Genomic DNA, 16259 nt, shown 5'->3' with positions numbered 1-16259 from the left:
TCCGGGGAGATAGGTTTTAGACGGAGGAGTGCCCCTAGGGGACAGTCCCCCTGAGGGTTACGAAGTGAAGGCAAACGCCTTGGATTTGGAAAAATGCTGTTTTGGGCCAGCTACCGTTTACAACTTATATATTAATCAAGCTGATAGAGCCGTCAAGCCCATCGTAAAGTCGCTTTTCGGTGGCTTTTCAGTATCTTCTAAGCTCTGAGAAGAAGCATCCACACATCAAGAAGTAGCTTTTTGATTGGTTTTCGATGGTGGCACAGTAGCTCTCAGTTCAATTTTTAAAGTAAAGCATCCAAAAGCGACTTTTGGATGCTGTTTAGATGTTTAACCGGACCTAGCAAGAAATGGCTATACGTAGCCCAAATACTCTATTTGAGGGGTTCGTGCGGTATCCCATCTTTTATGATAATTAGCAGGTCTATCTCGCTCTTTTGCGTATGTCAGAACAAGCCGACGCTTGGCACGGGATACACCAACAAAGAAAGCACACCGATTAGCATCTTGATCACCAAAGAATATTTCGTTTTCAACGGCCATAATTATCGTTGAGTCGAACTCCAACCCTTTACTCTTATGGATAGTCAGAATACGCACAGACTGATCATCAGAGAAACGAGCCAATGCTTGCGGTAAATCAGGGGCAAGTTCAAGCAATTCTTCAATGCGCGCTTTGGTATCTCTCACAACTTCACCTAACCTGGCATGTGACTCATAGTCAGGCGAGAGAGCGACAAGAGTCTCCATTCCTATTTTCTTCAAAAAGCTACACACAGAATCCCACCATCCCGAAAACGGCTCATCCAACAGCTCGGTCATGGTGATGATTTTTCTCTGCTCCTTGAAGAAGCGTTGGAAGCTTTGCCTAGCGCTAGACTGCACCTCATCATCAGCAAAGGGAATCAATTGATTCATAAGCCGAATCCAAGCTTTGGGCTCTCGCTGGCCATAGAGGCAGGACAAATAGTCAACAATGAGCCTTGCGGCAGGTTCGACAGAAATATCCTGCATCTCCTGCTCGTTCCGGTACGGTATTCCCCTAACTTCCAATGCCGCCATCAGATGGTTGGCATAAAGATCTAGTTGTTTGGACACTAATACGGCGATTTCGGATAACGGAACTTGTTCAACTCTTACCCACCCAGCAATCAAATCGGCCAAATACTCAGCTTCCCCTTGGGCATTCTCGAATTGCCACGCGAAGACCTCTCCCTCCTCACCAGCAAGTTGGTGATCTGGCATGACGGAAGCTGGATCAAGCACACGAATTATCTCGTTCTGCATCCGAAGCAGGCGTGGTTTTGAACGAAAGTTTCGGTACATGTTTAGTGGTACGGCTGAAAAATCCTTAGCGAACGTTTGGAAAATTCCGTCCAAAGCTCCTGCCCATCCCATGATTTTCTGCTTGGTGTCACCGACAGCGGTAAGACGAATGCTTGTACTTTGGAAGGCTACCTTAACGAGTTCATATTGCTGATCCGTGCAGTCTTGGAATTCATCCAAGAAAACATCGCTGTAAGTTTGGCGTATGGCATTTCTTGCGACAGCAGAGGCCTTGAGAATTTGAATTGCTAGCGGCACAAGATCATGAAATGTAATTTGCCTTCTTGTGACTTTTCTTTCGCCAATCGAATAATCCATATCCAGAGCATCATTACCAGTAAGCAATACTCGGAAGCGATCAATAATACGCTTTGCAAACGCATGAAATGTGTAGCTATCAAAACGGGAAGCCAATTCTTGCCCACAGCGTCGCTGGATTCGCTCCTTCAAGTTTTTGCTGGCGTCAACTTTGAAAGAAATAGCGAGTATTCTCTTCGGATAACGGCAGGTTCCGGTTCGGAGGAGAAAGTCTGCTCGCTGTGCAAGCATTTCCGTCTTGCCCGCTCCCGGCCCCGCAGTCAGTGCAAGACAGCGCGCTTGTTCCTTCGCAGCCAGCAGAGCATTGGGTTCAAGTGTTAGCCCATCCGAAGGCAACCATGCATCTACAGCAATCACTCGGGAAGCTCCGCAAGCTTGGCAATCACAGCATCTGCTAGTCGTCCAAGTGATTCAGGCATATTCGCCAGTAAATCCTCGTCGCTCAGTTGAGCCAGAGCGTCTATATGCGCAGCGGGCTTGCTGCCCAGCTTAAAAAGCTTGTGATAGGAAGCAAACAGCTTCAACTCGTTTTCGCTATATTGCGATGAGTCATGATGGCTTTTCCCTAAAACCGATTTTAGTATTGCTTCATCCGGATCTTCCTCTTGAACATTGTAGGCGCGAGGATGGCTGAGGATCATTGAGAAGTCCAAGTCCATTGGATAGGAAAAAAATATTCCTCGCTGCTCTAACGCCTGTATATAACCAGGATAAAGACGCACTTTATAATCATCGGAGTTCCATGGAGGTATTCCGTGGTCTTTAGGAAGACTATTCTCGGGTCGAAAAGCTGTTATTTGGTCATTTACATACTTAAACCGTCCCCATCCACCTTGATACCTGGCCAAATCCAAGTCAAGAAGTGTCAGATAGGGAATCTGTAATGCCGTGAGTAAGCGCCAAAAATGGTTAACGTGCCTTCCTCCCAGAGGAGCAATCGTCACCGCTGATTCATCGACTGGAGCACCTTTCGCCTGAAAAAGGCGCGGTAGTACAATTTCTTCGCTATCCCCTTCACCCAATACAACCAAACGTGAGAAGTAGATCTCAGGAAATGCCTGAACAGCCTCGCGTACAAACTTGTGTGCTTCATCGGTTTTAGCGGGCAATTGGATTTTCGTAATTCTTGATTGCCGGGTTTTGGTAAGTCGAAGATATCGAATATGTTCCGGATCGACACGTCGCAACATTGACGGAGCATGCGTAGCAATTAGGGCCTGAGCATCTTGGTTGCTCGTCATTGAGTTAAGAGCGCTAACAATTCTCCCCAAATAGTGAGGTGAGAGGCTGTTCTCTGGTTCCTCAAGGGCTATTAAAGTAAAGACTGGCGGACGCAACTTTTCTGGATCAAAAGAGTCGTCCTCACCGGCAAGGACAGCACGGCCAATAGCTTGAGATGAGAGAACCAACGATAGATAGAGCATCGACTTCTGACCGTCACTGAGTCGAGAAAAATCGACAAGATTTTCATCATGTCCAGGCGAGAATGATACGGACAAATGACGAAGCAACGCCTCGATCTCAGATGCCACAAAAGTAATCTTGGGATCTGTAAAATAGCTACCTTTATGAAGGGTGCTCCATGTTTTCTTCAGGTGGGTACTAAAAGCATTGACCGATGGATTAGCAGCCAAACTCTCGCTAATCTGGTCGGTGAACCCTTTGACCTCTTCTCGTTCATTTTCCCAGTTCACGGCACGTAGCAATCGGCCAAGCAGCGCGCTCGTTCCGTATGCAATGTGGTCAGTAGGATCTCTTCTTGCGGGAAGATAGTGGACTTGTATGTGATTTCGTTCTGATCTGGGAACTGCTTCGGGATTTAGAGGTGAACCGTCCGGGTTAACTTCAAGCACATACACAAAAGTCTCATCAATATCCCCATCCAGGCCCATAGTGGCACTTAAGCGATACCGTACCCTAGGAATTCCATCAGGGTCATCAAGGCGCATGTGACTGAAATGGGGAGCAACGGTTGAGTTATCTTCTTCACCCTCCAACTCGGGAAACACGAAGTCCGCCTCAACCCATAACTGCCTTTCTTCGGGCGCTTCTTGTTCATCGTGCGGGACATGGAAGTCTGAGCGCTGAATACGGCGTAATGATGGATCAAATGCGAACAGTCGGCACAAAGCCTGGAGTGCAGCAGTCTTACCTGAGCCGTTGGGGCCAATCAGATAAGTAATATCTTCCAGTGCCAGTTCTGTTGGTTCTGCACCAAAACTTTGAAAATTTGATATCCGAATACTGTGCAGTTTCATCCTTGCCCCCAACTCCGAATTTATTTAATTTCTTCTATAGAGATCTGATAATTTGAATGGCTTTCCATCTTTTAGCTCTACGATATTATCAGGCTCAGAACAAAACCAAGCATATGTTCCCCACGCGAGTTCTGACATAGCCTTTTTAAAAGCAGAGGCTGAACGATCTTGAAAAGCAGTAACAAATGCCAAGTGTTCAGGGCTAAACCCAGCTTCCATCGCAATTTCAGTTAATTTATCTTTCCGTATTGAGTTGACCGGGCCATCAGATGCAACAATTTCAATGAATATGAATAACATATCGCTGCCATCTGATTTTGTTCCCAGATCTACTAAAATGACATCGGGAAGAGTCTTTGATGGGTCTATTCTGAGTTTAAGTTGACTGGCTAAATCGATCCCAACCTTTTCTCCCGATTGAGAAAGCCAAAGAACCGCTGGGTTTTTCAGGAACCTTGGAGCAAAATCTTCTATTACAGACTTACCTATAACTCCAGACGGACCAGCCTCAAGAGATACAACACCAGAATTTGGTAGAGTGGCCTTGATAACATCTGAATTGACGGCAGCAGCATTTGCGCTAAGCAGTCTAATTCGACTCAAAGCCGCTGGATTAAGATGTGCTTTTTGCCAGCTTGCAATGACCTCTACCAAAGAATCGTCACTTAAGCTCTCATCAAATAGAGCAGCAAAATCCGCTGCCATTGCATACTTAGGAAGAGGCGTAGTTACAGGCAGTCCTGCTCGCTCGACAACGGCCCCCAAGGCAATGAATCCGTAACGGATAGTTTCATCTCTAACTGGCTCCCTTGAATTGGGAGCATACCAAGTATTTGCTGGTCGGTCTTTCTTACTTGAGAGCGCACGTTTGACCCAAGCCTCACGCTCGTCATCTGAGAGTTGTTCAGCTTGTTCATCATACATATCGGTGACTTGGCTGGGTCGAATCCAGCGATCTTGCCCTTCTATGGCACCAGCATAGAACATTACGTACAGTGTACGGGCTGCCATTTCCCGAATGACATAGTTACGGTTTTCCGTCCCCTCAGGGAAGATCAAAGGCAATCTATCAGCTATCACCTCTAGACTTGGAACTTGTGGCCAACTCAACTTTGTTCTCTCCATACAATCTAGCTATACACTTTTCGACGGAGAGTCTATCAGATCCGTCCATAATGATCTCCTGAAGCGTTGTCAACCCCTCAACGTCTGGCAGTGGCACTGACATTAACTCATACGCCGATACTGCGACACTACCGCTAATACAACGATAAATCCGATCAAAGATCTCTGAGTTCAAGAGTGCGTTTATTGTTTCAACGCTAACTTCCTGTACTAAACTGTCTGAATATACAATGTTCAAGTGATTCTCAACTACAACACCACTGTTTCTATCTATGAAGTCCTGGGGAATGACAGCCCCCATAACTCGGCGAGTCTGCTCTTTTGATGTAGTCCTCTGGACTAATACACATGACTCCCTTGTTATAAGGTGTTGTTGATTACTCTTAACTTCTATGTATGGAACATGATTCCGCTTAACCGCTGAAAATTTAAACCCATTAGCTGTAACCGATTCGGCCCAAATTAATGGCAACGAACTCCTCGTTTTTTCTGATTTAAGCTGAGTTTTATGTCGGTTCCAGACCAATTTTCCAGTAGACACAACATAGCCAAGGTCAGGAAGCCTTGTTTGCAACTTTTTAATTCGGTTTAGTAGAGCTGCGTCCCTTGACACTCTTGGGATTAACCAAGGACCATCACCTTTTACAATCCCAACCTTACCAATATTTTCTACCTTGGCTTCATTGAGTCCCTGAGGGACGAGAAGTGATACTTTTGCTTGGGTGCGCCGAGCTTTCTTTTTGAACGTTGTTAGTAATGTTTCCTGCAGTACGTCATCAAAGACCCCTTCCCGGTTAGAAATGAAGTCAAAGGCGCGTGGCGTGGCTTCTGAAATTAGCAGCTCTCGTAACGCCTTGAAATACTGCCCCCCCAGAAAAGATGTTGGCGTAAGGTATGCGATCACACCGTCTTCCTTAGCTATTCTTAATGCGAGATCAGTAAATAAGCCATAAAGATTAGCGTGACCAAATAGCGAACGAGAATATTTACCTCTTAGATCTTCATCAAGAGTGACCTTACCATAAGGGGGATTGCCAATTACCAAATCAAATTTATTTGTTGTTTCATATTTAAGCGAATCACTAACCGTAATGACATCTTTGGGTAACCTTATTCTAGTTTTTATACAAAGCTCAATTAGTACCGATTCAAGAAGAACGTGCGTCATCCAAGCAGCAAAAGGATCAATCTCTATTCCTTTCAATCGGTTAGAAATTTGACGGATTTTCCATTCTGCAGTTGTATCTTCCAACCGCTCTAGCATCCTTATTGCCACAGGCGCAAGAAATGCTCCACCACCACATGCAGGATCTATTATTGATGCTTTACCAAAATCAACGCCAGCCTCTTCGGATAAATCAAGCAAACGTGAAACTAAAGGAGGAGGGGTATAGTAGGCTCCAAGCTTTGATCGAAAAGCCACTGGCAACATAGATGTATAGATTGAGCCGATTAGAAAACCAGAATCAATATCGGGAAATTGCGCTATTACTCTTCCAGTGCTCTTTGCGACTTCTTCCGCATCAGATGCAATGTCAGCCAAGAAGGTGTTATTCGGAACTGGAAAAATCTTCAACTTTGAACTGTGTCGCGAGTTAATCTCATTCCAATATGAAGTAACTAGAACAGCACAATAGGACCTAGCTACACCCAATCGCTGCTCATCATCCGTAATCGAATTAGCATATCCCCGAGCCATACTTTTACAGGCGTCATACCTAACAAGCGGCTCTTCTGATTCGCTTAAAACATCCTGAAAATGATAGGCATTCATGATTTTTTACCCTCGCGGTCGGGCTTAACTACCCCAACCCTGTTGTAAATAGTTGTTCTAGATACTCCAAATCGCTTTGCAATATCAGAGACAGGAATATTTGGATCTTTGAGTAGCGCTTTAATTTCTCGAATGTCTTTTTGTTTCAACTTTGGTTTACGTCCGCCTAGTCGACCACGAGCTCTAGCAGCCTTTAATCCAGCTCTTGTTCTTTCGCTAATCAGGTTTCGCTCAAATTCGGCAAGCGCTGCAAATACGTGAAAAACTAATTTTCCAGAAGCACTTGTCGTTTCAATCTTCTCTTGAAGACTTTCGAACCCGATTCCCTTTTCTTCCAGGGTCGTTACAAGCTTGACCAGATCTCCCAAACTTCGACCTAAACGGTCCAACCTCCAAACCACCAAGGTATCGCCTGAACGCAGGGCCTTCAGACACCCCTCCAACTCAGGCCTTTCGGTGTTCTTACCGCTGGCTTTGTCTTCATAAATGACCTGACAACCCGCTCTCTCCAAAGCATCTCTTTGAAGGTGCAGGTTTTGATCATCCGTCGAGACACGGGCGTAGCCAATCAGTTGATTCATTGACATAAAGTTTACATAGAAAAATATACGAGTATATTAACACTTCAACGTCAAGAAATCCATGCGAAATGACATCCACAATGAGTGTTCATCAAACGGTGGTTTGTTGGACAAGAACAAGCAAGGAGCCCTACATCTAGGGCGCCTCATAAATGTTTTGGAAAACTTGTGCCTGAGATACTGCTGGAATTAAGTTGGAGGGAATTTAATCGAATTTAGCTGTATGGATAGAAACCGTCTTGCTCTATAACATCCTGGATAATCAAATCACATATATCGCTACCACCAGATGCGAGTTCTCTAAGATATGGCAATGCTTCAACTCCCTTATCAACTGCCAATATGAACGCTGCTGCTTCTCTTAAATTCATACTGTCATCAACATTATTTATGATGTTAATGAGATACGATGGTGCGCAACCGATACTATTAATAACAGCCTCAATAGATTGACCCACTGAGCCTCTCTGTATCCCATCATCATCGATCATTAATAGAAGCTTTCGTATATCAGCCTCATTAAACGTATCTATCAATTCAGAGGCATACTTTTTAGTACTTGGCTCTATGTCTTCACCGTGATATGCGATATCTCCATGCCATGGTATATGCGCCAGAATATATATAAGGAATCCTGGTATCTCTGATGCCTCTCGAATTTTGAACACCCTTACGAGTTCGTCCCATGTTTGTAAGGTATTAGGAAATCTACGAAAAAGAGTCGTTAATCCCAGACAAACCTCATCCTCGTTGTGACTTCGTGCCAATGATAGGCTTTCTTCAAGTGAAATGTTTGGCCCTCGTCCAGCCACCATAGGTTTAAAGTATGCTAAAAACTTTTCCTCATCGAACTGGTTTGCTCTGTTTATACTGAAGCTTACAGTGCTTGTGTCTGGATTATTTTTCAGGAACTGTTTTACATCTACCCAATAAGCAGTACTTAACTTTGGTACATAGACGATTGCATACACCGGAACTTTGTATTTCGCCCAGTACTCCCTGTGGGTTCCAATGCTAAAAGAACAAGAGGTAGAGGTTTCATTGAAGTAGGAATCTCCAGACTTTATTTGAAGAGCAAAAAGATGATTTTCCGGATGACCATCAGCGTTTACTAACTCGCAAATAGCATCTACACCTAGATCATTTTCCTGATCTATCTGTTGGAACAAGCAACCCGCTCCCTCAATTATGCACCTGGTATAATTAACACCTATCTTTGAGACTACTGCTGATTTCCGATAAATAGGCACTTTCACTCCCCAAAAAGCATTACCTGTAATAAATTCTTTGAGAGTATGATATGTCTCATCTGTACAAAGTACCTATGCAATTCTCAAGTGTCTGTAGGATTTTTGATCCGCATTTACTCCAAAAAATAATTAACTGCATGACTTTAAATACTTTTTTACTTTCTGTATCGGTAAATAAGCATACTTATTGCTCTCTTATTGCACTATAGATGAGCGTTTTTCAAACAACCATTTATGGTGCCCACTGCGGATAGCCTAAGGCTAGGGCCTTTGCCGTATCCAGAGAAGATTATTTAAACAAACAGTGAAAGATCCCAGCGGGATCTTTCCTCATTTTGGTGCATAAACATCCAAGATGGCGATCGAAATAATCAACAGAGATATCAACAAGTAATTCACTTTGCGATCAAAAGTGGTGCATAACTAAATAAACAATATAATTCATTGATTATATTTATTTTTTAGTCTTACTTGTTTTACGAGCTGCTAAATTTAGATCCCACGATGGGATCTAAACCAAAAAGTTATACTCAAAAGCATGTCATCAATTTAGGATAAGATCTTTTGGGATCGTATCCTCTCCCACAGGACTGACTTTCATATACCTGACGCACATTCCGCCCTGCGAGCCATTCCCAGAGTTTTAGGCCAGATTTACGCAGGCTAATCACACTCCCACACCACTTACTGTCACTCTAATTACTGACCCTCAGCTTAAGCTCCTTAAGTGCCAATTACCTTGGGTTGGCCTGCTCTTAATCTTGCCTAGACCAGTCTAAGAGCTTCTCAAAATTTTGCCCCCCAAACTTGAACCAGATGTTCCAGACCACCTATGTGCGGCAGACGATATTTCCCACCAGATAGCTGAGTTCCACGTGAAACTAGGCAGATTCAGACCTTCTGTAGAGGAGAACTAGAAGTAGAGAATAACTAGAGATAGAGAAGCTTTATAGATAGCAATGCAATCGTCATGGCTACAGGTGTCGCTAGACTTACACCCGCGACAATAGCGCCGACAGCGCCAAACGATAAAACGATTAGTTAAGCAATCGCTGATCTAAATTTTATAATTGAAATACTTGCGATTTTCAGGCCCGGCCAGGTTGCTGCTTATCTTTAGCTCATGCTTATATTCATCCCAACTGGCGACATTGCGGCCCCGATTGAGATGGGGAAAAGCAAGTTGAGAACTATCGACTTGAGCATTCAACCCAATGAAATTGGCTAAGCGCGACAAACTCAGGGGGTCATCCAGTTGCAAACTCAAAAACTGCTGCGCGAGCCCCTGATCCTGATAAAAATAATCAAACACCTGCCGCTTATGCACTTGATAACAAGTCTTCAGATGCACTGCATCCATAGGGTCGGCTACGCGATAGATACCAAAGGTATGACCGAAACTGCGCTTAAGCAGAGGATGAAAACGCCCTTTTTCTTTATCAAGATGCACCAACATTCGGCTCAGCAGCATCTGCATCGAAGGCACCCAGGCATCTAACGGCCTATCGAGATAGACAAATTTGGCCTCTGGATAGAGGTTATGCAGCTGACGATAATCACTAAAACACGGCGCATCGGAAATGGCATCGGCGAGAATAACAGCCTGTTTGGTAAAGGCTTGGTGTGCCACCCTGAGCCCCATCTCCAGCAGGGCCACACTGACACTTGTGGTGCCGGTGCGAGGCAACCCTATGATGAAGATTTTACTCTTAGGCCTTACCTGATAAGCAGGCGATGAGGGCTGATGAGGCTGCATAGGTATGACTCGGTATAAATGGAGGCGCAGTATAGTGAAAATACCTTGGCAGGAAAACAGACTTTTCGGCCAACGGCCGTTTATTCACAAGCGTAAAGCCTAGCTGCCAATATAGAGGCGGCTTTCACTAGGAGATCACTGTTAAATTCGTTTCAACCCTGTACAATCCGCGCCTTGTTTGACCCAAGACGGCATTTTTGTAAATACACCATGATAGATCTGGCACTGCTTCCCCTCTATTTAACCACGGTAATCGCCCTACTCCTGATCCCCGGGCCCGACATGTTACTCATCGCCAGTTCGAGTCTCAGCTATGGCAAGAAGGTTGGCGTCTATGCCAGCTTCGGCAATGCCACCTCAGGGTTAATCTTGACCCTGCTGGCGGCGCTAGGGGTATCGGCGCTGATAGCCCTAAACCCAATTGCACTTGAAGTATTAAGGATCGCCGGTGGTCTCTATCTGCTGAAGATGGGCTGGGACTGTATGCGCGCGGCGCCGAGTCAGGCTCCGGAGATCGCCGGTCAGAAAAAATTAGCCAGGCAGCTTTATCGCCGCGCGGTGATCAGCAACCTGTTAAACCCTAAAGCACTGATCTTCTTCGTGCTTTTCTTACCCCAATTTGTCTCCAGCCAACTGACAGCCAGCTCTGCCGAGCAGATGCTGGCCCTGGGGCTAGTGCTCAACATCATGGGCCTCAGCTTCAATCTCTTGCTGGTGGCTCTGGTTGGTAGCCTGGGCAAGAACCTGCTCGACAACGAGAAGTTCAGGAGCAATCAGAACAAGTTCATGGGCCTGATCTTCTTCGTGTTGGCCATCTGGCTACTGGCATCCCAGCTGCAAAGCGTGGGCTAAGGCGTTTTATGCCAGCATTGCTTGGCTTAGCCTACCCTGACCTTGGCCCACTCTTACCATAATCAGCGCAAACCATAGTCCACTAAGGTTTGCCGATAGAGGTCCAGCAAACGCTTGTCCTCCACCGCAACCCCGACGCGCTGAGACGGCTTATCGTGCCACTCGTCGTGGGGATACTGACGACCATCAAACTTCTGTATGGTATGGCCCTCGGCCGGCCCATCGGTGACCACCCGAACCGGGCCGTCTCGCAGGGTAAACAGACTCTTATCGATCACATAGGCAATGGCCGATGGGTCGTGTACATGGCAGCCTTCCAGCCCCAGCTTCTGGGAATAAAACTTGAGATAGAAGCGGCTAATGGTCCAGATAAACTGGCCCGGCTCCCCTGCCGCATCGCGCAGTTCATCGAGATACTCACGGGTAAAGAAGCTCTGCTGCGTCACATCCAAACCTATGATGGTCACAGGCCAACGCGCGGTAAAGACCAGATCTGCCGCATGGGGATCGTCATGGATATTGGCCTCGGCATAGGGGGTTACATTGCCCCTGTGACCATTGACGCCGAAGGCACCGCCCATCACCACCACCTCTTTCACCAGATCGACGATATCCGGCGCCGCCTTTAACGCGAGGGCTAAATTGGTCAGCGGCCCGACCGCCACCAGGGTGATCTCGCCGGGCTGAGCCCGCACGCTATCGATAATATATTGATAGGCGGGTCTGGGATCCGCCCGAAGATCTTTGACGCAGGGCGCATGAAAATCGCCAAAACCTGTCTCGCCATGGACTATGGTCGTCGGCCCCACCGGCGGTCTCACCAGAGGCCTGTCCGCCCCCTTAACCACATCCGCCTTTAGCCCATATTTCTGCTTTAAAAAGAGCGCATTAGCCGTGGCATTGTCTATCGTGGCATTGCCATAAACACAGGTGATCGCCTCGAGCGAGATACCAGGATGCGCCTCAGCAAACAGTATCGCCATCGCATCGTCTATGCCAGGATCCGTATCTAAAATAATTTTCTGCACCATTGAACTTCACTTCCTTAAGCAGACGTATAAAGTAAGACAAGCTTAGCCTGCTCCCGGCCAAACTAACGTGATCCAGCTTTTAGCTCACCAAAGTCGCCAGGGGCATCATCTATAATACAGAGATAAATCGCGGTTAGCCCCTAAGGATATAGCCGCCAGTATCGCCACAAATTAAGACACTAAAGCATGTTAGACAAAAGCCGACTGAGCCGCTTCAAGACCCAGATAGACAGCCAAACAGAGATCGCCAAGTTTGACGCGCTGGCCAAGGAGTGGCGCGATCCCCACGGCAAGTTTAAGCATGTGCTCGGTTTCAATCAGACCCGGCTTACGGCCATAGAAGATCAGATCGCTAACCATTTTGGTCGGGATCTCACCCAGGATATCCCCTTCGACGGGCTGTCGTTATTGGACATAGGCTGCGGTGTTGGCCTGCTGTGCGAACCCTTGGCCAGCCAGGGCGCCCAGGTAACAGGCATAGACGCCAGCGAGCATAACATCACCCTGGCACGCCGCCACGCCAACAGCTGGTCGATCCCCATAGAGTATCGCCATTGCTTGGCAGGCGATCTTCCAAGGGCTCAGCCTCAATATGATGTGATCTTAAATACCGAGGTGATCGAACATGTCGAGGATCAGGCGGCGCTGGTGGCCACCTGTTGTGACCTGTTAAAGCCAGGTGGTCTCTTGGTGATGGCGACCCTCAATCGCACCCTGAGCTCCTATCTCATCGGCATAGTCGGCGCAGAGTACATCATGCGCTACCTCCCTGTAGGCACCCACGACTGGCACCACTTCGTTACGCCCCAGGAGCTGGACGATATGCTCACTCCCCATGGATTATCGACCAAAGCGGTCGAGGGTATGGCCTTTAATCCCTTCACCCGCCGCTGGAAGATCACCAGCAATTCGGCGGTCAACTATCTGCTCTACGCCAGTAAGCCTGCACCCGGGCTTTTAGAAGCCTAATCCCCTTCTGCTCGCGAAATGCGGCAAGCAGAGAAGACCAACGCCAAGAATTGGCTTATGATGGCAGCCATCAGCCTGCTGACAGCATTGCTTGTCTAGCTAGATTAACTATTTGAATTTAGGAAATATAATGGCAAAAATTGAACTAATTGTCGGCACCACCTTGGGAAGCGCCGAGTATGTCGCCGACGAGTTAGCCGCCCAACTAGAAGATCAGGGACACGAAACCCAGGTACATCTGAAGGCCGAACTGAGCGATCTGGCCCCCAAGAGCCTGTGGTTGATCGTCTCATCGACACATGGTGCTGGCGATCTACCCGATAATTTGCAGCCATTTTTCGATGAGATCGACAGTAAAAAACCCGATCTGAGCCGGACTAAATACGCCTTATGCGCCATAGGCGACTCGAGTTACGACACCTTTTGTCAGGGGCCAGAAAAACTGATCGAGGCGATGGAAAATTGCGGTGCACAAGTCTATGTGGATAAGATCCAGATCGATGTTCAATACGATCCTATCCCCGAAGAGCCCGCCCAGGCTTGGTTGAACGGCTGGCAAGATAAGCTTTAGATCCCCTCCTCCATCACAGCACTGATCTCACCCACAGATTAGATCTACCTTATCCACAAATTACGTTCCAAAATGATAAATATGTGGATAAGGTATTATTTTGATCTGATCTAACTCTGCATTATTCAACCCACCTCAGCAGCTAAGATCCGCACTGTGGATAAGTAAGGGATCTACCCACAAGCTTAATTCATTTAGATCGCGATCAGATCACAGGATTAAAGTGTCGTTACTTATTGATTTGGAATGGTAAATAGACTTACCCACAGAAGATCGCGATCCTAATAGTAAACATAACAAAGGATCTATATAAAGATCTTAAGATCTATAAGCGAGATCCTTTGGCGATCGAAAGGCCTAAATTGATCTTTCACCTATGGCTTTCCAGATGCTAAAATACTCGGCTACTCATCGAGTAACTCTGTCCGATCTGTGGGCAATATCATTTTTATTTTCGATATAGGTTTTAAGGTAATCTGATGCATTTTCATGAGCGGTTTGATGTAATTGTTGTTGGCGGTGGTCATGCAGGAACCGAAGCAGCATTAGCATCTGCTAGGATGGGATCCAAGACATTATTGTTAACCCATAATATCGATACCTTAGGCCAGATGTCCTGTAACCCGGCAATTGGTGGTATTGGTAAGGGTCACCTTGTTAAGGAGATCGATGCCCTGGGTGGCGCCATGGCTGTTGCAACCGATCACGCCGGTATTCAATTTCGTACCTTAAATTCCAGTAAAGGCCCAGCAGTACGTGCAACTCGTGCACAGGCGGATCGCGCCCTCTATCGCGCCAAGATCCAACAGATCCTGCAAAACCAACCTAATTTACGCCTGTTCCAACAAGCGGTAGACGATCTTATCGTCGAGAATGATCGTGTTATCGGGGTCGTTACCCAGATGGGATTGGCCTTCGAGGCACCTGCAATCGTATTGACGGCGGGAACCTTCTTAAGCGGCAAGATCCATATTGGTCTGGAAAATTATAGCGGTGGCCGTGCCGGCGATCCGCCATCGATCTCTCTTGCCGATCGTTTACGTGAATTACCAATTCGTGTTGGTCGCCTGAAAACCGGTACGCCACCACGTATCGATGCCAACACCATTAACTTCGATCTCATGACTGAGCAGAAAGGTGACGATCCTTTACCTGTGATGTCTTTTATCGGTGACGTCAAAGATCATCCTAAGCAGATCTCCTGTTTTATTACCCACACCAATGAGCGTACTCACGACATCATTCGTGGCGGGTTGGACAGAAGCCCCATGTATTCAGGGGTTATCGAAGGCATAGGTCCGCGTTACTGCCCTTCAATCGAAGATAAGATCAATCGTTTCGCCGACAAGAGCTCGCATCAGATCTTCATCGAGCCTGAAGGCTTGAACACCAACGAGATCTACCCTAACGGGATCTCCACCAGCCTGCCTTTCGATGTGCAGCTGAACCTGGTGCGTTCGATTCAAGGGATGGAAAACGCCGAGATCATCCGTCCGGGTTATGCCATCGAATATGATTATTTCGATCCGAGAGATCTGAAAAACTCTCTAGAAACCAAAGCGATTTCCGGTTTGTTCTTTGCGGGGCAAATCAACGGTACCACAGGTTACGAAGAGGCCGGCGCCCAAGGCCTGTTGGCCGGCATGAACGCCTCATTGCAGGTACAGGGCAAAGAAGCCTGGTGTCCGCGTCGTGACGAGGCTTATCTCGGCGTCTTGGTTGACGATCTGTCGACCCTGGGCACCAAAGAACCCTACCGCATGTTCACCAGTCGCGCCGAATACCGTCTGTTGCTGCGTGAAGACAATGCCGATCTGCGTCTCACCGAAAAAGGCCGCGAATTGGGTCTGGTGGATGATGATCGCTGGGCTAAGTTCAATGCCAAGCGCGAGGCGATCGAGCTCGAATTACAGCGTCTACGTAGTCAATGGATCCACCCTAACTCGCCGCTGGTCGATGCCCTTAATCCGCATCTCAAGACGCCTATCACCCGTGAAGCCACCTTCGAGGAGCTGCTGCGCAGACCCGAGTTGGATTACCCTAAGCTGATGAGCGTTGAGGGATTTGGTCCTGCTATCGAAGATCAACGCGCCGCCGAGCAGGTGCAGATCCAGGTGAAATACTCGGGTTACATTCAGCGTCAGCAAGATGAGATCGACAAGGCGATTCGCCATGAAAAGACTGGTCTGCCACAGGATCTTGACTATCAAGAGGTACCAGGCCTCTCTAACGAGGTGATCGCCAAGCTTAACGATCACAAGCCGGATACCGTAGGTCAGGCTTCGCGTATCTCGGGGATCACCCCGGCGGCAATCTCTATTCTACTCGTTCATCTGAAGAAGCGTGGCTTGCTCAGAAAGAGCGCCTAAACCAGCAAAAAATCTATTTTGATGACCGGGATGGGAGGTCAAACACTTCCCATCCCTGCGACTCGGCTTCATAATATCC

12 protein-coding genes are annotated in these 16259 nt (G+C 47.1%); 4 read left to right on the top strand and 8 right to left on the bottom strand.

Annotated features, from left to right (window positions below):
- Positions 1 to 354 precede the first annotated feature (354 nt).
- The 7 genes from AYI87_RS11585 to AYI87_RS11555 form a co-directional block, all read right to left on the bottom strand.
- Positions 355 to 2001, bottom strand: a complete 1647-nt coding sequence (locus tag AYI87_RS11585; RefSeq protein ID WP_144202247.1) for a UvrD-helicase domain-containing protein — start codon at positions 1999 to 2001, stop codon at positions 355 to 357.
- Positions 1998 to 3902: an ATP-dependent nuclease gene (locus AYI87_RS11580; RefSeq protein ID WP_144202246.1), complete on the bottom strand. Its 1905-nt coding sequence runs from the start codon at positions 3900 to 3902 to the stop codon at positions 1998 to 2000. The genes AYI87_RS11585 and AYI87_RS11580 overlap by 4 nt, the downstream gene beginning before the upstream one ends.
- A gap of 24 nt (positions 3903 to 3926) precedes the next feature.
- Positions 3927 to 5012 carry a BsuBI/PstI family type II restriction endonuclease gene (locus tag AYI87_RS11575; RefSeq protein WP_213060471.1) on the bottom strand — a complete coding sequence of 362 codons (1086 nt, stop codon included), beginning with the start codon at positions 5010 to 5012 and terminating at the stop codon, positions 3927 to 3929.
- Positions 4972 to 6801, bottom strand: coding sequence for a class I SAM-dependent DNA methyltransferase (locus tag AYI87_RS11570; protein WP_070382508.1), 1830 nt, complete (start codon positions 6799 to 6801; stop codon positions 4972 to 4974). Before AYI87_RS11570 ends, AYI87_RS11575 begins: the two co-directional genes overlap by 41 nt.
- Positions 6798 to 7382, bottom strand: coding sequence for a recombinase family protein (locus tag AYI87_RS11565; protein ID WP_070382622.1), 585 nt, complete (start codon positions 7380 to 7382; stop codon positions 6798 to 6800). The genes AYI87_RS11570 and AYI87_RS11565 overlap by 4 nt, the downstream gene beginning before the upstream one ends.
- A 215-nt stretch (positions 7383 to 7597) precedes the next feature.
- Positions 7598 to 8632, bottom strand: a complete 1035-nt coding sequence (locus AYI87_RS11560) for a DUF4365 domain-containing protein (protein ID WP_070382507.1) — start codon at positions 8630 to 8632, stop codon at positions 7598 to 7600.
- A gap of 1057 nt (positions 8633 to 9689) precedes the next feature.
- Entirely contained in the window at positions 9690 to 10388 is a 699-nt protein-coding gene (locus tag AYI87_RS11555; RefSeq protein ID WP_144202245.1) for a sulfotransferase, read from the bottom strand.
- Between the two features lie 210 nt (positions 10389 to 10598).
- Here AYI87_RS11555 and AYI87_RS11550 point away from each other — a divergent pair, with 210 nt between their 5' ends.
- A complete protein-coding gene (locus AYI87_RS11550) occupies positions 10599 to 11240 on the top strand; it encodes a LysE family translocator (protein WP_144202244.1) in 642 nt (213 codons plus the stop codon).
- 62 nt (positions 11241 to 11302) lie between these two features.
- Here the strand turns inward: AYI87_RS11550 and AYI87_RS11545 are convergent, their stop codons facing one another.
- On the bottom strand, positions 11303 to 12271 hold the full coding sequence (locus tag AYI87_RS11545) for a nucleoside hydrolase (RefSeq protein ID WP_144202243.1): 969 nt from the start codon (positions 12269 to 12271) through the stop codon (positions 11303 to 11305).
- A gap of 186 nt (positions 12272 to 12457) precedes the next feature.
- Here AYI87_RS11545 and ubiG point away from each other — a divergent pair, with 186 nt between their 5' ends.
- The 3 genes from ubiG (at position 12458) to mnmG (ending at position 16180) form a co-directional block, all read left to right on the top strand.
- Complete coding sequence (gene ubiG / locus AYI87_RS11540; protein WP_144202242.1) at positions 12458 to 13240, top strand: bifunctional 2-polyprenyl-6-hydroxyphenol methylase/3-demethylubiquinol 3-O-methyltransferase UbiG; 783 nt, start codon at positions 12458 to 12460, stop codon at positions 13238 to 13240.
- Positions 13241 to 13370: 130 nt separating this feature from the next.
- Entirely contained in the window at positions 13371 to 13811 is a 441-nt protein-coding gene (mioC, locus tag AYI87_RS11535) for an FMN-binding protein MioC (RefSeq protein WP_144202241.1), read from the top strand.
- Between the two features lie 479 nt (positions 13812 to 14290).
- Positions 14291 to 16180, top strand: a complete 1890-nt coding sequence (gene mnmG, locus AYI87_RS11530) for a tRNA uridine-5-carboxymethylaminomethyl(34) synthesis enzyme MnmG (protein ID WP_144202240.1) — start codon at positions 14291 to 14293, stop codon at positions 16178 to 16180.
- Positions 16181 to 16259 lie beyond the last annotated feature (79 nt).

Origin of the sequence: Shewanella sp. KCT, from assembly GCF_007636505.1 — a bacterium.
GTDB lineage: Bacteria > Pseudomonadota > Gammaproteobacteria > Enterobacterales > Shewanellaceae > Shewanella > Shewanella halotolerans.
The sequence above is the reverse complement of the archived record's forward strand: the minus strand, read 5'-3'. Positions and strand labels throughout refer to the sequence as shown.

Bases quoted from the DNA above. Each gene is read 5' to 3' on its own strand.
- AYI87_RS11580 (WP_144202246.1), bottom strand. From the start codon at position 3,902: ATGAAACTGCACAGTATTCGGATATCAAATTTTCAAAGTTTTGGTGCA.
- AYI87_RS11570 (WP_070382508.1), bottom strand. From the start codon at position 6,801: ATGAATGCCTATCATTTTCAGGATGTTTTAAGCGAATCAGAAGAGCCG.
- AYI87_RS11565 (WP_070382622.1), bottom strand. From the start codon at position 7,382: ATGAATCAACTGATTGGCTACGCCCGTGTCTCGACGGATGATCAAAAC.
- AYI87_RS11555 (WP_144202245.1), bottom strand. From the start codon at position 10,388: ATGCAGCCTCATCAGCCCTCATCGCCTGCTTATCAGGTAAGGCCTAAG.
- AYI87_RS11550 (WP_144202244.1), top strand. From the start codon at position 10,599: ATGATAGATCTGGCACTGCTTCCCCTCTATTTAACCACGGTAATCGCC.
- AYI87_RS11545 (WP_144202243.1), bottom strand. From the start codon at position 12,271: ATGGTGCAGAAAATTATTTTAGATACGGATCCTGGCATAGACGATGCG.
- ubiG (WP_144202242.1), top strand. From the start codon at position 12,458: ATGTTAGACAAAAGCCGACTGAGCCGCTTCAAGACCCAGATAGACAGC.
- mioC (WP_144202241.1), top strand. From the start codon at position 13,371: ATGGCAAAAATTGAACTAATTGTCGGCACCACCTTGGGAAGCGCCGAG.
- mnmG (WP_144202240.1), top strand. From the start codon at position 14,291: ATGCATTTTCATGAGCGGTTTGATGTAATTGTTGTTGGCGGTGGTCAT.